The sequence below is a fragment of the Bacillus sp. AY18-3 genome, from assembly GCF_008042305.1.
GTDB classification, from domain to species: Bacteria; Bacillota; Bacilli; order Bacillales; family Bacillaceae_G; genus Bacillus_A; species Bacillus_A wiedmannii.
Map to the genome: position 1 here is coordinate 83,690 of NZ_QKQR01000024.1, position 21,565 is coordinate 105,254.

General features: G+C 38.8%; 2 protein-coding genes. Both read right to left on the minus strand.

Annotated elements, in window-relative coordinates; all coding sequences use genetic code 11:
• Positions 1-215 precede the first annotated feature (215 nt).
• Positions 216-15,098, minus strand: a complete 14,883-nt coding sequence (locus DM800_RS20125) for a non-ribosomal peptide synthetase (protein WP_147787457.1) — start codon at positions 15,096-15,098, stop codon at positions 216-218.
• Positions 15,095-21,565, minus strand: a complete 6,471-nt coding sequence (locus DM800_RS20130) for a non-ribosomal peptide synthetase (RefSeq protein ID WP_147787458.1) — start codon at positions 21,563-21,565, stop codon at positions 15,095-15,097. The genes DM800_RS20125 and DM800_RS20130 overlap by 4 nt, the downstream gene beginning before the upstream one ends.

A 21,565-nucleotide genomic window follows, 5' to 3' on the forward strand; every position in this document is an offset into this window, starting at 1 on the left:
CAGTAATATCATCAGGTATTCGCTTCTATTACAAAGATTTCAGAGCATTTACATCTTACTATGGGTAACTCATTAAGATTTCTATGTCTCTACCAATTTCTTTTTACATTATCCCCTTAAAAAGTAATGCTCTTAATATATTCATTATTCCCTACACTTGATATGCAGGTATTGGGCTGCCCTTTTCGTTCATAGCGTTGCATCTTTTGTACTCTCTAATTTTCCGTTAATGAAAGGGATGTTTCTTTTATTTCTTCAAATTCATTTAATAGATACTTAGCTATCTTTTCAACTGCGGGTAAGTCTACTATTTCTTCATGTGATCCAGGGACAGAATACTTATTTACTCTTCCTTTTAATAAAGGTCCCCAATCTGTAAACAACTCTTTTCCTTCCTCAGCACTAAAGTAGAGAAGTTCTCCAGAGTATGGTATTAAATCATGCTCTGCCATTATGTTCAGGCATTTCCTATGTGCATTGATAACTTGCTTCAAATTGATAAGATCTGCATCAGGCGGGAGTACTCCTTCCATAATTAATTGCTCCACAAGCATATCTTGTTTATGGACAAGGTCTCCTTCCTGCTCAGTAAGATCTCTAGGAATGAAATGCTCATATATATATGAGAGCATATCCTCACTCGTTTTATAGTCCTGCTTTGAAGGTACTTTTGTATCCATGAGTACCAACAACTCAACTTCCTCACCTTGATTCTTTAGTACAGTTGCGATTTCATAAGCAATTGCACCGCCTAAAGACCATCCTCCAAGACGATATGGGCCTTCTGGCTGAACATGTTTTATTTCTTCAATGTAAAGTTGAATTAGTTCCGGCAAGGTCAACTCGTCAATTTCTCCCTTTTCTATAAGAGGATTCTGTAAACCGTAAAATGAACAATGGTTCTTAAGTAATCTTGCTAGTTGAATGTAACAGAATACATTCCCCATAAACGGATGAACGCAGAAGAAAGGTCTTTTTTCTGATTCTTGTAGTGGAACTAGCGCTGCTACTGATTTCGTCATATCATGCTTATCACGAATAAGGCATGCGATTCCTTCCACTGTTGGATTCTTAATCAATGTAGACACCTTAATTTCTTTTCCAAACTTCTCCCTAATTTTTGAAACTAATTTAATTACAAGGAGAGAGTGTCCTCCTCTATTAAAGAAATCATCATTTACATAGACATCTTCTATCTGTAAGACATCCTGCCAGATTTTAATCAACTGATATTCAATTTCATCCCTTGGAATGATTGGTGTAGAGAAGTTATTTTCTCTTTGAATAGTTAAATTGTTCAATGCCTTTCGATCAACTTTGCCATTCGTTGTAAGAGGAATCTCGTCTACCTTAATAAAGTGTGCGGGAACCATATAATTCGGTACTTGTGTCTTGAGATATTCACGCCAATCATGCATACTACCATCTCCAACTACATAAGCAACCAATCTCTGCTCTCCTAATTTATCCTCTGTTACCAAAACTACTGCTTCTTTTACCAATGGATGCCTCTTTAGATTCGCTTCAATCTCTTCAAGTTCAATACGAAAGCCCCTAATTTTCACTTGATTATCAATTCTTCTCAAGTAATCTAAATTACCATCAGGTAAATAACGAACCAAATCTCCCGTACGATATAAACGCTCTTCTTCATTAAATGGATGACGGATGAATCGCTCTGCTGTTAATTCTGGGCGATTCAAGTATCCTCTCGCTATACCTGCACCACCAATATATAGCTCACCTGTTACACCAACTGGAACAGGTAACAAATTTTTATCCAATACATAAGTTTGAACGTTCGGCAACGGACGTCCAATTGTAACTCTCTTACTATCTGTTTGAATATGATAACACGTTGCATCAACTGTACATTCTGTAGGACCGTATACGTTATAAAAATCAATTTTTCCGGTCTCTACTAGCTGTTCCCATAATGACGGCATGATTGCTTCACCACCGACTAATATCTTACTTGGTACATGAACATCAGCACTTATTTCTAGCAATCCTCCATCTATAAGTAATTGAAGTAATGAAGGTGTCATATCAAACATTTCCAATTTATTCTCCCTAATATAGGACACGAATTGTTCCGGATTAGTGCGAACTTCACTTGGGATAATATATAAACTTGAACCATAAAGCAACATTTGTAATTGCTGAATAGATACATCAAAGGCAATTGACGCATTCAAACCGACGCGCATATTACTAGGTATCTCATGTGAGAAAACTTCTTTTTGTAAACCATATGATAGGTTTATTACAGAATGGTGCTGTACTAAAGCCCCCTTTGGATTCCCTGTCGAACCAGAAGTATAGATAACATACGCTAAGTTTTCCCCTGTTACCTCACATATTGGTGAAATTTTGCTTTCTTGAGAAAGCATTGCTTGGTCCCTATCTAGGCAAACTGTCTTGATTTCTTTAGGTATCCATCCTAGTAATACCTCATTCGTAACTAACACTTTAATTCCTGTGTCTTCTAAAATATATTGCAGGCGGCTTTCCGGATTCGATGGATCCAACGGAACATAGGCTGCTCCAGCCTTCCAAATTCCCATGAGACCAACAACCATCTCAACTGATCGATCAAAGCAGAGGCCAACTAATGACTCTGTCCTAATTCCACATTTCTGTAAATGATGGGCTAATTGATTAGCTCTTTCATTCAGCTCTCGATACGTTAGTTGCTGTTTTTCATCTACCACTGCCAACGCGTCAGGTGTACGATTTACTTGCTCTTCGAATAGTTGATGAATTACATTCTCACGTGGATAGGATATAGCATTATTATTCCATTCTTCCAATAGCTTTCTTTGTTCAGCTTCCGTAATATATACTAGCTCCGATAGATTTTGATCAATGTTTTTGAGCATTTGCATTAACACTTGTTGTAAATGACCCAGCATTCGTTCAATGGTTACTCTATTAAGCTTACTACGGTCATACATTAACTTTAACGATAACTGGATTCCTGGAACTACAGCCAACCCTAATGGGTAGTGGGTTTGTTCTACTCCTTCCAATTCACCAATTTCCAGATTTTCTGAAGCCTCTTCTTTCACTGGATAATTTTCAAACACATATAAACTATTGAACAGAGGTGTTCCTCTAGGAACTTCACTCCACCCCTGAATTTCTGTCAAAGAAGCATACTCATATTGTCTTCTTTCTATCTCTTCCTCTTGTATCTTCTGCAACCAATCCATTACTTTTATATCATCCATCAATTGAATTCGCGTCGGTGACGTTGTAATAAAAGGACCTACGATGTTTTCAACATCAATAATCTCCGTAGAACGCCCTGAGCTTGTTACACCAAAGACAATGTCATTTTCTCCACTATATCGGCTCATGAGATATGCCCATGCACCTTGAATTACTGTGCTCAAAGTAAGTTTATTGCGTTTCGCCCATCCTTGTAACGCTTGAGTCTGCTCTTCTGATAAATACGTAACCTTCTCTGTGTAACCTTTTTCTTCCTCTTTACTTTCTAAGCCCAGCAAAGTTGGTGCAGTAAAACCTTTTAGCTTCTCCCTCCAGAATTGTTCCGCCTGCTCCTTATCTTGCTCTCTTAACCATTGGATATATTTCTTATATGGTGAAGACTTAGGTAACTTCACAGCTTCTCCATTCATTCTCTTCTGATAGACTGTAAGTAATTCATTAAATACTAATGGTAAACTCCATCCATCCAGTAAAATATGGTGATGGGTCCAAACAATCCGATATTCTTCCTCACCTTCTTGAATGACTGTTACCCGCATCAATGGCGCTTCATCAAATTGGAAGGCTTGTTTTCGATCTAATGCCAAAAAGACTTTTCTTTTTCCATCTATCTCTTCACTTGTCATTGTACGCCAGTCTTCTTTGTTCACTTTAAATGGGATATTTTCATACACCACTTGTACAGGTTCTTCAATTTCGTCCCATACAAATGCTGTACGAAAAATTTCATGTCGCTGAATTACAGATTTCCACGCCTGCTCAAAAGTAGGAATATTCATTTTTCCTCGAATCATAAAACTCAATTGCACTATATACGGTGCAACATGTTCATCCCCTTGGTCATGCAATGTGTGGAAAATCATACCTTCTTGCAAAGGTGATAGTGGATATAAATCAGTAATCTGATTGTTCTTTCCGCGATGCATTTTGTTTAGTACATTTATCAAACCTTCTTGGCTAAGATTAGTCATTGCAAAATCCGAAATGGTCAATGCAGATTCTCTATCTGAAGATTGAATCAATGTACTCAGTTGATAAAGCATATTCTGTGCAATACTTTGAATGGTTGATTTGGCAAATTGCCCAACATTGTATACCCAAGTGAACTGAAGTTTTCCATCCGTTACAACCCCAATTACATCAATTACATGCGAGCGCTTGGAACCGGCAGCATGATCTAAACGCTTAAATTTGTTCTCTGGAATAAACATTGCATCGCTAGAAAACATTTGATCAAATTGTCCAAGATAGTTAAAACTAATAGACGGTGTATATTGCGAGCTTAATTGCTCACACATTGTTGCGTTCATGTAACGCAACACCCCATAATCAACACCCTTATTAGGAATTTTGCGAATTTGTTCTTTAACTGCTTTTAATGCTGCAATTGGCGTATGAGCACTAGTAATATTTAAATGAACTGGGTAAATGCTTGTAAACCATCCCACTGTTCTCGATAAATCAACATCTTCTATAATCTCTTCTCGACCATGTCCCTCTAAATCTACGCTCAATATCGGCTGCCCCGTACATGCTGCCGTAGCTTGTACCAATGCTGCTAATAATACTTCATTGATTTGGACACGGTGAGTGCTTAAAGTCTCTTGCAATAACATACGGGTTTCATTCTCATTTAACACCACAGTAATTTCCTCAGTCACTGCGCTTACTGGATTACTTATAGTACCATCTACCGGCAGTATAACTACGTCTTGTTCCGCCTGCTCCTCCCAGTAATGCAGCACTTCTTGTGATATTCCAGATTCAGCGTAATGATGTAATCTCTCCGACCACTCTTTAAAGGATGTACTTTTCATAGGTAATTGAATTTTCTGCCCTTGGACTGCTTGCGTATACGCTGTTTGCAAATCTTCCAATAAAATTCGCCAAGAAACACCATCAACGGCTAAATGATGAATTGTCCAAAATAATCGGCCAGCGTGCTCACCTTCATCAAAATACACCATTCTCATTAACGGACTATCATGTAAATTCAAACTTTCTTGTGCAATATTAATCTCTTTTTGAATAACCTGATGCCAATCAGCTTCCGGCACTTCGTCTAATGAAATGACAGTAAGCATCAATTGCTCTTCTATTCCTTCATTCCACTGTTTCCAAACCCCATTAGGTAAACGTTCATATCTTAAACGCAGGGCATCATGATGAAGTAGAAGGTTACCCACTGCCTTTTCAAGTGATCCTATGTCCAATTTCTCTTTCGTTCTAAAGAACATGGATTGATTCCAATGATGTGGGTTAGGATGATTTTGTGCAAAAAACCTTTGCTGAATAGGTGTAAGTATCGTCTCTCCAGTTATAATTCCCTGTTCAGCTTGTACACCTTGTTCTTCTTTGACTACTTGCGCCAACTCAGCAATCGTTTGGTGTTCAAATATTTGTTTTGGTGTCAATTGTAAACCAACTTGCTTCGCACGAGAGACAATCTGAATGCTAAGAATTGAATCTCCACCAATTTCAAAGAAGTTATCATTCATACCAATACGTTTTGAACCCAGCACACGTTCCCAAATGATAGAAAGCTTACGTTCATGTTCATTTCTTGGGGCCACGTATCCTTCTTGTGTTCCTTGATAATCTGATATAGGTAACGATTTCCGATCAATCTTTCCATTTATGGTTAGCGGTAATTCTTTCATTTCGACAAAGTAGGAAGGTATCATATGGATTGGCAGTTTTGTTTTAAGATACTCTCGCCATTCTTCTAAACTGCCTTCGCCCACTACATAAGCTACCAGCCTCTTATCTCCCGACTGATTTTCCCTAACTATTACAACTGCCTCTTTTACCAAGTAATGCTCCTGTAAGGTGGACTCAATCTCTCCAAGTTCAATTCGAAATCCTCTAATCTTCACTTGGTTATCTATTCTTCCTAAATAGTCTATATTACCGTCAGGAAGATATCTCACGAGGTCTCCTGTTCTATATAACCTCTCGCCTTCTTTGAATGGATGTGAAATAAATCGCTCGGACGTTAATTCTGGACGATTCAAGTATCCCCTTGCTAGACCTGCTCCTCCGATATAAAGTTCCCCCATCACACCAACTGGAACTGGCAAACTATTTCTATCTAATACATAAGTTTGGACGTTAGGCAATGGACGCCCAATTGTTACTCTCTTGCTATCTTTTTTGATATGATAGCATATTGCATCAACCGTACATTCTGTAGGACCATATACATTATAAAACTGTATTTTATCAGTCTCTACTAGCTGTTCCCATAATGACGGCATAATCGCTTCACCACCAACCAGTACCTTACTTGGAACATGAACGCCATCGCACGTTTCTAACAATCCGACATCTATAAGTAATTGAAGCAATGAAGGTGTTATATCAAAGATTTCTAACTTGTTCTCCCTAATATAAGCTACAAACTGCTCCGGATCACTTCGTACTTCATTCGGAATAATATACAAACTTGAACCATAAAGCAGCATTTGTAATTGCTGAATAGATGCATCAAAGGCAATTGACGCATTTAAACCGACATGCATGTTAGATGGTATCTCATGTTCGAAAACCTCTTTTTGTAAACCATGCGACAAGTTTAGTACAGAATGATGCTGTATCAAGACACCCTTTGGATTCCCCGTTGATCCTGAAGTATAGATAACATACGCTAAGTTTTCTCCTGTTACTTCACATTTTGGTGAAAGAATGCTTTCTTGTGAAATCATTGCTTGATCCCGATCTAGACAAACTATCTTGATTTCTTTAGGTATCCAGTCTTCCGATGACTCGTTCGTAACTAATACTTGAATTCCAGTGTCCTCCAAAATATATCGTAGGCGAGTTTCTGGATATGATGGGTCTAATGGAACATAGGCTGCTCCAGCCTTCCAAGCTCCCATAATACTAACAATCATCTCAACTGAACGCTCAAAGCAAAGTCCAACCAATGATTCATTCCCAATTCCGCATTGCTGAAGATAGTGGGCCAATTGATTAGCTTTTTCATTCAGCTCTCGATACGTTAACTGCTGTTTTTCATCTACCACTGCTACCGCATCAGGTGTACGATTTACTTGCTCTTCAAACAGCTGATGAATCGTACTTTCCTGTAGATATGCTACAGCATCATTATTCCACTCTTCCAACTGTTTTTGCTGTAATCCTGATAATATAGGCAACTTAGCTAATGATTTATCTGGATTTTTCACGATTACATTCAACCAGTTTTCAAAATGTTCGGCCATAGATTCAATAGTTAAGCTGTCAAATAAATCAGTCCTATAAACAAAGGTAAGTAATAAACCCTCTTCCACTTCTGCAGCAGTTAAACTTAAATCAAACTTAGCGATTGGAGCGTGACTTTCCATTACTTCTATATTTCTTCCATGTAGTTCCGGTAGCTCTTGTCCCATATTTTGCAAAGTAAACATGGTTTGGAAAATTGGAGAATGGCTTGTATTTCGTTCAGGTTGGATAACCTCTACAATTTTCTCAAACGGAACATCTTGATACTCATACGCCTTCAATGCTTTTATCCGCAATTGGGACAACAACTCTTGAAATGCCGGTGCATTACTTAAATCAGCTCGATAAACCAAGGTGTTGACAAAGAAACCAATCAGCCCCTCAATTTCTCGATAATTTCGATTTGCAATTGGGCTGCCAACAATAATATCCGTTTGTCCCGTATAACGAGCAAGGAAACTTTGATACGATGCCAATAAGGTCATGAAAAGTGTGGCCCCTTCTTGACGACTTAGTTCGTTTAATTTATCCAGTAATGAGCGTGACAACAAAACACTATGAGTTAATCCATGGTGGGTTTGCACTGGCGGACGCGGACGATCCATTGGCAACATTAAGACTGGTAACTCACCAGATAATTCTTCCTTCCAATATGCAAGCTGTTGATTTAGTACTTCATCTTTCAACCATTCTCTTTGCCACTGAGCAAAATCGGCATATTGAACTGGTAGTGGTTCCAGCTCTGCTTGTTTCTCACCAATCGCATTCTCATAAAATGCCATCCATTCTTGAAGCAAGATTTCCATCGACCATCCATCCGAGATAATATGATGCATATTACACAGAAGAACCCATTCTTCTTCTGAAATTCTTATGAGTTTCCCACGGAATAACGGCCCTTGTTCTAAATCAAATGGAGATTCTACTTCAGTTTGAATCCATTGCTCCAACTTTCTTTCTCGCTCCTCTAATGAAAGCTTCGTTAAGTCCATTTGCAGAAGCGGACGGAAAATATACGGTTGAATCTGCTGCACAGGATGGCCATCCTCTTCATAAAATACAGTCCGCAAAGATTCATGACGCTCTATCAACTGATTCCATCCCAACTCCAATGCCTCAGGTAACCAACTCCCTGTAAGGCGGCATGCCATTGGCATATTATAAAGTGCACTATTAGGTGCAAATTGATCAATAAACCATAAGCGCTGTTGGGCATAAGATAGTGGAATATTATTTCCTCGTTCCATCGGCACCAGTGGTGGAATTTCTCGTTTTTCGCTCCCCTTACGTAACTGATCGATTCGTTTCGATAATGCCTCGACCGTTGAATATTCGAACAGTTCACGTACTGGCAATTTGATTTGAAAGACTTCCTGTAAGCGTGAGACCACTTGTGTAGCAAGTAGAGAGTGACCACCAAGCTCAAAGAAAGAATCCTGAACACCAATGTCTCCTATTCCTAGCACCTGACTCCACACTGAAGCGATAAGTTCTTCCAGCGGATTTCGTGGGTAAACAGTATTTTCTTCGGATTGTTCACTAAGTATAGGCAATGCCTTCAAATCAAGTTTTCCATTCGGTGTAAGTGGTAAAAATTCCATCTCAATAAAGTTTGTTGGAACCATGTAATTAGGTAAATGTGTTTGTAGATATTCTCGCCATTCATGGACACTTCCTTCACCAACTACATAAGCTACTAATCTCTTATCGCCTTGATTATCCTCTCGTACCAATACAACTGCTTCTTTCACAGAAGAATGCGCCTGCAAAACAGCTTCTATTTCTCCCAATTCAATTCGGAAACCACGAATTTTCACTTGGTCATCTATACGTCCATGGAACTGGAGATTACCATCAGAAAGATAACTTGCTTTGTCTCCTGTGTAATAGAGACGTTCTCCTGACTTGAAAGGATGTGGAATAAATTTTTCCTTTGTAAGATCCGGACGATTAGCATATCCACGTGCAAGACTCTTCCCTCCAATATAGAGATCTCCAATTACACCAATTGGTACTAGCTGAAGATGAGAATCTAATACATAAACTTCTGTATTCGCAATCGGTCGACCAATCGATGGCGTACCTGTTGTCACTCCTACAGGTACATAACAATCTGTGGTAACGACTGTATTTTCCGATGGACCATACTGATTAATTACCGCAAAAGGAATATCGTTAGATGGATACTGCGTTAATTGATCCCCACCAGTAATGATAAAACGAAGATCCGTTTTATCTGGCCAAGATAATTTCAAGAGTCTTTCCAGAATAGGTGTAGGTGCAAAGCTAGCTGTTATTCGTGAATCAATGAGCCAGTCCCTTAGTGCTTCTGGATTAATTCTCAGTTCCTCTGTTGACAAGTAGAGTGCTGCACCAGCAGTTAGATACGGCCAAATCTCCTGAACAGCCGAATCAAAAGCAACACCTGCAATCTGAGTCGCACGATCCTCTGCTGAAATACGATAAACTTCTTGATGCCAAGAAACCATATTCATTAATGAGCGATGTTCAACCATGACACCCTTCGGTTTTCCTGTAGAACCAGAGGTATAGACAATATAGGCTAAGTTCTCTGGATTTATCTGACGTGTAGGTGCGATTACGCTTTCCACCGTTAATTCTTCTAACCTCACCATTTCGACGTGTGCAAAATGTCCTTCTTGTCCTTCCGCCGTCACTACAAATTGAATTCCTGCATCTTCAATCATGTATTCTAACCTTGATTTTGGATACAACGGATCTAAAACAACATAAGCTCCACCAGCTTTTAAAATGCCTAGTAAACTTGCCATTAGCTCAGCTGACCTCGGAAGATAAACTCCCACCACTGACTCTGGGGCTACTCCCTTTCGCTGTAAAACATTTGCCAACTGATTTGCTTGTGTATCCAGTTCACCATAAGTCCACTGTTTTGTTTGATCGACTACCGCAATCGCATCAGGACGCCTCGCTACTTGCTCCTCAAATCTGTCGCAAATAAGACCCTGATGAGACATTTCCATTACAGTGTCATTCCATGTTTCTAATAACAAAGTACGCTCGTATTCCGATAGCATGCTCAGGCCATGCAACGGATTTTGTGGGCGATGAGAAACTTCATGTAGCCATTTCTCAAAGTGTCCTGCCATCCGTTCAATAGTAGTAGCATTGAATAAATCCTTATTGTACTCAAAAGTAAAAAGTAATCCCTCTTCCGTCTCAACTGCCATTACACTTAAATCAAACTTTGCAATTGGACTATGGCTTTCTATCATTTCAATACTTCTACTAGATAACACCGGAAACTCTTGTTTCATATTTTGCAAGATGAACATAGTCTGGAAGATTGGCGAATGACTTGTACTTCGCTCCGGTTGCACAACTTCTACAATTTTTTCAAATGGAATATCTTGATATTCATACGCCTTCAAGGCCTTTTGACGAACCTGATACAGTACATCTTGAAATGTCGGTCTACCACTCAAATTAGCTCGATAAACTAGCGTGTTAACGAAGAAACCAATTAGTCCTTCAATTTCTCTATAATTCCGATTCGCAATTGGGCTTCCGACCAGAATATCTTCTTGTCCCGTATAACGAGATAGAAAACTTTGATATGCAGCTAAAAGCGTCATGAAGAGTGTAGCCCCTTCTTTTCGACTAAGTTCATTCAATTTATCATGTAGCGTGCTTGGCAGAACCAGAGTGTATGTGGACCCGTGATGAGTTTGTATTGCAGGACGCGGGCGATCCATAGGAAGTTGGAGTACAGGAAGCTCCCCAGACAATTCTTCCCTCCAATATTGGAGTTGTTGATCAAGCACTTCCTCCTTTAGCCATCCTTTTTGCCACTGAGCAAAGTCGGCATATTGAACCGGTAATGGTTCAAGTTCCGCTACCTTTCCATCCGTTGCTTCCTCATAAAATGCCATCCATTCTTCAAGTAGGATTCCCATTGACCATCCATCTGAAATGATATGATGTAAAGTACAAAGGAGTATCCATTCTTCCTCTCCCACGTGCAAAATACTTGTCCTGATTAACGGCCCCTCTGTTAAATCAAATGGCACTTCTGTTTCTTGTTGAATAAAACGTTTAACCTCTCCTTCTCGGTCTTCAGAAGAAAGCATAGTTAAATCCGTTTTCGGAATTGATTGAAAAGCATACGGTTTAATTTGCTGTACGGGTTGACCGTTCACTTCGTGAAAGACCGTCCGCAGTGATTCATGACGTTCTATTAGTTGATTCCATCCCGTTTCCAATGCTTCAAGTAGCCAATTCCCTGTAAGGCGACATACCATTGGCATATTGTAAAGGGCACTATTAGGTGTAAATTGATCAATAAACCATAAGCGTTGTTGAGCATAAGATAGTGGAATAGTTTCTCCTCGTTCCATCGGTATTAGTGGCGGAATCTCTCGTTTTCTATCTCCTTTACGTAACTGATCTACTCGCTTTGCCAGTGACTCCACCGTCGTACATTCAAATAGTTCACGTACTGGTAATTCGATTTGAAAGATTTCCTGTAAACGTGAAACTACTTGAGTAGCTAATAGTGAGTGACCACCGATTTCAAAAAAGGAATCCTGTACACTAATATTTTTTATTCCTAACACTTGGCTCCATACGGAAACGATGAGCTCCTCCACTGGTGTTCGTGATGAAGTAATATCTTCACTTATGAACTGTTCTTCCAATTCCAATAAGGCTTTCCGATTCACTTTACCATTTGGAGTGAGTGGCATCCCTTCAATTTTGAAGAAGTATGCTGGAACCATATAATGTGGCAATTGCTTCTTAAGATATTTACGCCACTCTCCAGTATCCCCTTCACCCACTACATACGCTACTAACTGCTTATCTCCTGGTCGATCTTCCCTCACCAACACAACAGCCTCTTTTACAGATGGGTGATCATGTAAAGCTGCTTCAATTTCTCCCAATTCAATTCGGAATCCTCTAATTTTGACTTGATTATCTATTCTTCCAATATATTCTAAGTTACGATCATTCATATATCTCACCAGGTCACCCGTTCGATATAATCGTTCCCCATTCTTAAAGGGGTGCGAAATAAAACGTTCAGTAGTTAAATCTGGTCGATTGAAGTAGCCACGTGCCAATCCTACTCCCCCAAGGTAAAGTTCCCCTGCCACACCAATCGGGACCACTTGTTGATATTGATCTAACACATACAACTCTGTATTATCAATCGGACGACCAATCGGAATAAGCATTGGTTCTTTTTCTAAATCACAATCATAATAAGTCACATCCACAGTCGCTTCAGTAGGACCATACAAGTTAATTAACTTTGTTTGTTGAACATTGTAAAAGATCCCCTTAAATCGTCGAACCTGCTCAGTGTTTAACGCTTCTCCACTAGTAAAAACTTGAATTAAAGACGATAGATCCCTTTTCGAATTATATAGTTCCATATAATCTAAGAAAGTAGATAACATCGACGGAACAAAGTGCATGGTGGACACACGATATCGTTCAATGTATTCCTCAATCACCGCAGGATCTTTCTCTCCTCCTGGTGGAAGCAAACAAACCTGCGCCCCTACAAATGACCACCAAAACAATTCCCAGACAGAAACATCAAACGAAAACGGTGTCTTTTGTAGGATTGTATCCTCCTCGGATAATGGATATTTTTTCTGCATCCACTGTAAGCGGTTTATAACGGAATGATGTTCAATCATTACTCCCTTTGGATTTCCCGTCGAACCCGAGGTGTATATGATATAAGCTAAGTTATTTGCTGTCACTCCACTCACTGGAGCTAAATTACTCTCTTTAGAAATCATTACTCGATCCCGGTCTAAACAAATTGCTTGAATACCTTTAGGTAACCAGTCCTGTAGTGCCTCTTTTGTTAACAGCACTTGAATTTGTGAATTCTCCAAAATGTATCTCAGGCGGTTTTCGGGGTAACTTGGGTCCAGTGGGACATAAGCCCCACCTGCTTTCAAAATCCCAAAGAGACCAATAATCATATCAGGAGAACGTTCAATACATATACCGACTAATGATTCAGGTCCGATACCTCGTTTTTGTAGAAAATGTGCCAATTGGTTCGATTTTTCATCGAGTTCTTGATACGTTAGCTTTCCACCCTCATAAACTACCGCCACTGCATCAGGTGTCCGTGAAACTTGCTGCTCAAATAGCTCATGAATCATACAATCATGACCATAAACTACGTCCGTATCATTCCATTCTTCTAGGAGTTGTTTTTGCTCAGTGTCCGATAACATTGACAGCTTTGTATATGATTCATCTGGATGATACGTGATTTCATTTAGCCAGTTCTCAAAATGGCCTGCCATACGTGCAATGGTACTACTATCAAATAAATCCGTATTGTATTCAAATGAGACAAATAGACCTTCTTCCACTTCATAGGCAGTTAAGCTCAAATCAAATTTAGCAATAGACATATTACTTTCTACCATTTCAATACTTTTACCAGACAAATCTAGTCGTTCTTGTTTTATATTCTGTAGCGTAAACATGGTCTGAAAGATAGGCGAATGACTCATGCTTCGTTCAGGTTGCACAGCTTCTACCACTTTTTCAAATGGTATATCTTGATATTCGTAAGCTTTTAACGCCTTTTTCTTTGTTTGGCTCAAAATCTCCCGAAAAGTAGGGGTGCCACTCAAATCTGATCGGTAAACCAACGTATTAACAAAGAAACCAATTAATCCTTCTACTCCCTTGTGGTTCCGATTTGCAATCGGACTACCAACTAGAATATCTTTTTGTCCCGTATAACGAGCAAGAAAGCTCTGGTATGCAGCCATTAAAGTCATAAATAAAGTAGATCCTTCTTGTCGGCTTATATCCTTCAATTGACTAAGCAATTTATAAGGGAAAATTACGTGATGCGTAGCCCCAGAGTAAGTCTGCTTAACCGGTCGAGGTCGATCCACTGGCAGTTGTAAGATAGGAAGCTCACCAGACAATTCTTCCTGCCAATACGTAAGCTGACGATTTAGCACATCACCTTGCAACCACTCCTTTTGCCACTTCGCAAAGTCTGCATATTGAATGGATAATGAGCTTAATTTAGCAGGATTTCCGCCCGTTTCTTCTTCATAGAAAGCAAGTAATTCATTCATGAATATACCAATGGACCAAGCATCAGAAATAATATGATGCATCGTACACAGTAATAACCATTCATCCTTCTCTAATTGAACAAGCTGATTACGAATTAAAGGACCATTCATTAAATCAAATGGTTCTTGCGCTTCTCTCGCAATTAAACTATCTACCTCTTTTTCTTTTACTTCTAGAGGAAGTTGAGAGTAATCTCTTACAGGTAATGCTCTAGGGAGGAATTCGACAATTTGTTGCACAGGTTGTTCTCCTACTTCTTTAAAAACAGTTCGTAATGATTCATGGCGTTCAATGAGTCGATTGAATCCCTTTTCTAATGCTTCAGGTATCCAATTTCCTTTTAGATGCCATACCGTTGGAATATTATATAAAGAACTGTTTGGATTAAATCTGTCCATAAACCACAAACGTTGTTGCGCATAAGACAACGGGAGTGCTTCTTTATTCTCCTTTTTTTGCATTTGCTTCTGAAGCCATGCTCTCTTCTCAGGAGAAAGTGAACTCAGCTTTGCAAGTAAATCACTTCTCATTTTTTTACCCCTTCCTCAATCAAATTACTCTCGAATATCCATTGTGCTTCTTCCTCTGATAACTCTTCTAATTGCTTAAGCAGTTCCAGTAATTCTTCATCATTACTCACTTCTGCTTCTTTTTGAATATAGTCTTGAAGACTTACATTCTCCTTACTATCATTCTGCATTTCTTGATTTTTGTTATCGAGCAATTGATCAATCTGTTCTGCCAATTGCTGCACCGTATGAAACATAAATAAATCATGCAATGGTATCTCGATTCCAAAAGCCTCTTTAAGATTAGAAACGGCTTGCGTAGCAAGTAATGAATGTCCACCAATTTCAAAAAACGAATCCTGAATTCCGATGTTTTCCATACCTAAAACTTCATGCCATATCGAAACAATTGTTTTTTCCGTAGACGTACGAGGAGCAATATAACCACTTGCTATCTCCTGTTTCTCTGGTGTTGGTAAAACCTTCCTATCAATTTTCCCATTAGGAGTGAGTGGAAATGCATTTAATCCAACAAAATAGGATGGAATCATATAATTTGGTAGTTGGTCCTTGAGATAATCACGCCACTTTTGAGCATCCCCGTCTCCTACAACATAGGCAATCAAATGTGGATCGCCAGGATAATCTTCCCGCACCATCACAATAGCTTCGTTAACTAATGTATGCTTTTGTAATACCGCTTCAATTTCTCCTAGTTCAATCCGGAACCCACGAATTTTCACCTGATGATCAATTCGTCCAACATACTCCAAATTTCCATCTGGCAAATACCTTACTAGATCTCCAGTCCGGTATACTCGCTCGTTTTCTTTAAACGGATGCGGTATAAATCGATTTTTCGTTAAGTCAGGGCGTTTTAAATATCCACGTGCTAACCCTGATCCACCAATGTACAGCTCACCAACTACACCAATTGGAACCATTTTTTGTTCAGCACTCAGTACATATACTTCTGTATTGAAGATTGGTTTACCAATTGGTGGTACCCTATGCATGACACCCTTTTCTAATTCCATATACGTGGAATACGTAGTATCTTCAGACGGTCCATATAAGTTGTATACCTTCTCAATCGTACTTCTCTCGTATAAATCTTGAACAAGCGGATATGGTAACGGTTCTCCAGCCAAATTCATTACCTTTACTGAAGAAGGAATTGTCTTTGCTCGAACCAGTTCCTTTGCTGCCGATGGCACAGTATTAACCAAAGTCACACCTTTGGTAGACAACTTGTCTAGATGTAGAGCATTTTCAGCGACAATCACCTTCCCCCCCATCGTTAAGGGAACAAATACTTCAAAAACGGATAAATCAAAAGATAGTGAAGTTGAAGCTAATACTCCCGCTAATGCCTTTCGGGAATACGTGTGATGCGCCCAATGAATCATTGTTACTGTATTCCTGTGCTCAATCATTACTCCCTTTGGATTTCCAGTGGAACCTGAAGTATAGATAATATAGGCTAAGTTATCGCCCGTCACTTCACTCGTGCATACCGTAGTAACTTCTTGTTCTATTTCTGATCGATTACGATCAATACAAATGATGTTGACGAATGTAGGTATAACCATTTTTTGTTGTAACTTTTCCTGTGTCACCAGTACCTTTATTTGAGCATCTTCTAAAATGTACTGCAGTCGACTTTCCGGATATGCTGGATCAATTGGGACATATGCTCCTCCTGCCTTCATAATTCCTAAGAGACCGACAATCATCTCGGATGAACGTGTAACACAAATCCCAACTAATGATTCGCATGTAACACCATTTTTTTGTAAATAATGTGCCAACTGATTCGAGCGTTCGTCCAACTCTCGATATGTTAGTTCTTCATCTTCGCACACTACTGCAATTGCTTCTGGTGTTTTTTCCACTTGTTCTTCAAACATTGTATGAATCATGCTATCTTCTATATCAATAACAGCTAATTCATTCCATTCCTCTAGTAGTTGCTTATATTCTATTTTCGATAACATATTCAATTCTGATAATAAACATTTTGGATAAGAGGCAATTTGATTTAGCCAATGTTCAAAATGACTTACCATACGTTCAATGGTTGTATCATTAAACAAATCAGTATTATATTCAAAGGTTAGTGATAATCCTTCTTCCGTCTCAGAAGCAAATAAACTCAAATCAAATTTTGCAACAGAAACATGGTTTTCCATGAGTTCCATTTGTCTTTCAGATAGCTGAAGAAACTCTTGTTTCGTATTCTGTAAAGTAAACATGGTTTGGAATATTGGTGAATGACTTGTATTCCGTTCCGGCTTTACGGATTCTACCACTTTCTCAAATGGAATATCCTGATACTCGTATGCTTTTAGTGCTTTTTTTCTTACCTGCGACAAAAGTTCTTGGAACGTCGGGTTTTCACTGAAATCAGCTCGATAAACTAACGTATTTGCAAAGAGACCTATTAATCCCTCAATCTCTTTCACATTTCGATTAGCAATCGGGCTTCCAACTATGATGTCGTCCTGTCCTGTATAACGAGAAAGGAAGCTTTGATACGCTGCCATCAATGTCATAAATAAAGTGCACCCTTCTTGCAGACTTAAATCTTTGAGCTTTTCCTGTAGGGAATTCGCCACTATTAAAGACTGACTTGCACCACGATGGGTTTGAACTGCAGGTCGAGGACGATCCATCGGTAATTGTAAAACCGGTAGTTCCCCAGACAATTCTTCCTTCCAATATTGAAGGTGCTGATTCAAATTCTCTTCTTTTTTCCATTCCTTCTGCCACATGACAAAATCTGCATATTGGATAGATAACTCCTTCAATTCCACCGGTTTGCCGCTTAATGCTCCTTCATAAAAAGCCATCCATTCTTCAAGTAAGATTCCCATTGACCATCCATCTGAAATAATATGATGCATCGTACAAATGAGAATCCACTCTTCACTGTCCACTTTCAATATGCGTGTTCGAATTAGAGGACCTTGTCCAAAATAAAATGGTTCCTCAGCTTCGTTTTGAATGAGCCGTTTCATTTCTCTTTCCCTATCTTCCAAAGAGAGATCTGTTAGATTCGTTTGAGGGATATGCCCGAATACATGAGATTGAACCTGTTGAAAAGGTTCACCCTCTTGTTCTAGAATTATCGTTCGTAATGATTCATGACGCTCCAACAATTGATTCCATCCGGCCTCCAATGCTTCAATTGACCATTTACCTGTTAAGCGACACGCTGCATGAATATTGTACATAGCACTATTTGGCATTAATTGATCAATAAACCATAGACGTTTCTGCGCATAGGAAAGTGGAATAGCTTCTTCCCGTTTCATAGGTACAAGAGGGGCAATCTCTCGTTTTTTATCTTCTTTTCGTAACTGATCTACTCGTTTCGCCAACGCTGCCACTGTATCGTGCTTGAAAAGTTCACGTAAGGGAATTTTGATTTGGAACAATTCTTGCAATCGAGAGACAATTTGAGTAGCAAGTAGTGAGTGTCCACCACGTTCAAAAAAGGAATCCTGAATACCAATATTCCCCACCCCTAACACTTGACCCCAAACCGAAGCAATAAGCTCTTCCGATGGCGTCCGAGGTAGAACATTTAAATCTCCAATAGCTTGATCATCAGGTGCTGGCAAGGCCTTTCGATCAATTTTCCCATTCGGAGTAAGCGGGAAGTGTTCTAACTCTACAAAGTGTGCTGGAATCATATGATTTGGTAATTGGTTTTGTAAATACTCTCTCCACTCTTGGGTATTTCCATCGCTTATTACATATGCAACCAATCGTTGATCACCTGGACGATCCTCTCTAACTAATACAACAGCCTCTTTAATAAACGAACATTTTTCTAAAGTCGCTTCAATTTCTCCTAATTCAATCCTAAAACCACGCATTTTGACTTGATGGTCCATTCGACCTATAAATTCTATATTTCCATCAGTTAAATATCTTACTGAATCTCCTGTTCGATATAGTCGTTCCCCCAATCGAAATGGATGTGAAACGAATTTTTCAGCAGTAAGATTCGGACGATTTAAGTATCCACGCGCTAAACCAGCACCACCAAGATATAACTCACCCTCAATTCCTATTGATTGCAGGCGTTGATTTTGGTCTAATACATATAATTGCGTGTTCTGTATTGGCCGCCCAATAGAAACAAATTCTTGATTAGGCTGAATATCAAATGCATTCACATAAATAGTGGCTTCAGTTGGTCCATAAAAGTTGGTTAATTTCACTTGTCCACTATAATTCCATTTCTGCTGAAATCGTCTAACTAACCCTGAACTTAGTTCTTCCCCACCAGAAAATACATGGCGTACGGACGAACAATTCATGTTCAATTCAATACGATTGAAATGATCTAAGAAAACTGATAACATCGAAGGTACAAATTGAACTATAGTAACCTGATGTTTTTTAATCACTTCAGCTATAATAGAAGGATCTTTTTCTCCACCTGGAGGTAGGAAAGATACACTTGCACCAACGTGAATACCCCAAAACAACTCCCAAACAGAGACATCAAATGAGAATGGCGTTTTCTGCAAGACCACATCCTTTTCAGAAAGTGGATATTTATGTTGCATCCATTCTAGATAATTGATTACTGAATGATGCTCAATCATTACTCCCTTTGGATTCCCTGTAGATCCTGAAGTATACATAACATACGCTAAACTTTCTCCTGTTACACCACTTATACATGGGGTTGATTTTTCTTTTTCAATTGCAGTGTAATCTTTATTCATACAAATCGTTTCAATATTTTCAGATACAAACAAACTTTCAGAATTCTCTTCCGTCACTAGTACTTCGATTCCAGCATCCTCTAATATATATCGAAGCCGACTCTCTGGATAAGTAGGGTCAAGTGGAACATACGCTGCTCCTGATTTTAGAATCCCTAATAACGCTATCATCATTTGTAATGAACGTTCCATATATACCCCAACTAGAGACTCTGGTCCTACACCATGCTTTTGTAAATAATGAGCTAGTTGATTCGCACGCTTCTCTAACTCTTTATAGGTAATTTGTTCATTTTCGTAAATAGCCGCGATTGCTTCCGGTGTTTTTTTTACTTGCTCCTCAAATATCGTATGAATCATGCCTTCAGCCGAATAATTTACTTGAGTATGATTCCATTCCTCTAGTAACAGTATCTGTTCTTCCGCTGTTAAATGAGTAATTTCAAAGAGTTTTGAATCTAGGCTCTTCGTCATCTGAATTAGTATTTGCAATAAGTGATTCTGAATCCGATTTATTGTTCCTTCATTAAAATAGCTTCGATCATACATTAACTTTAAAGTAATTTTCTTACTGGGCATTACAATGAGTGTTAAAGGATAATTGGTTTGTTCCGCGCTTTTAACATCTAATAATCTTAAATCTTCATTTCTCTCACCTTGAATTGGATAATTTTCAAACACATACAAGGTATGAAACAAGGAACTATTTCGTGGAACCTCACTCCATCCTTGAATATCTATCAACGAATTATACTCATATTGTCTTCGTTCCATTTCTTTCATTTGTATTTTACGAAGCCAATCTACTACTGATGTATTATCCGTTAATCGAATTCTAGTAGGTAAGGTGTTAATAAATAACCCCACCATATTCTCTGCTCCCATTAAATCAGTAGGACGTCCAGAGCTAGTTACGCCAAATACGATGTCACTTTCACCGCTATACCTACTCATCAAATAAGCCCATGCACCTTGTACTAACGTATTCAACGTTAATCGACTATTTCGTACCCACTCTTGTAAATTCTCAGTAAGTTCCTCAGATACTTGATAAACACACTCTCCATAGCCCTTCTCTTGTCCTTGGTTCTTTCTTTCCATTGCTAATGGCGTAGGTGCATAGAACCCTTTTAATTCTTCTTTCCAAAATTCCTCTGCTTGACTTTGATCTTGTTTATTTATCCACTGGATATATTTTTTATAAGGAAGAGATTTAGGAAGATTTAATAATTCTCCCCTTATCATCTTGAGATAAACTTCCATCACTTCACTAAAGACCAATGACACACTCCATCCATCTAGCAAAATATGATGATGTGTCCAAATAATCCTCGTTTCCTCTTTTGCCTCTTTAATCGCAGTGACTCTCATCAATGGTGCTTCATCTAATAAAAATCCTTTTCTACGATCTGCATTTAAAAACTGTTGTAATTTCTTCGCCCTTTCCTTGTGTGAATGGGCGCTCCAATCCTCTTGATGAATAGTAAAAGAAAGACGTTGGTAAACCGCTTGTAGTGGTTTTTCTACTTCCTCCCACACAAATACTGAACGTAAAACCTCATGTCGATGAATAACATATTCCCAGGCCTTTTCAAAAGTAGCAATATCCAATTGCCCCCCGAGCAAGAAACCTACTTGTACAATATAGGAAAATGAATGTTCATCATCTTGATCGTATAAAGTATGAAACAGTATTCCTTTTTGCAAAGGTGATAAACCATATATATCAATAACGTCTCCCAT

Excerpts from the sequence above, each read along its gene's own strand:
- DM800_RS20125 (WP_147787457.1), bottom strand. The coding sequence starts at position 15,098 with ATGAGAAGTGATTTACTTGCAAAGCTGAGTTCACTTTCTCCTGAGAAG.
- DM800_RS20130 (WP_147787458.1), bottom strand. The coding sequence starts at position 21,565 with ATGGGAGACGTTATTGATATATATGGTTTATCACCTTTGCAAAAAGGA.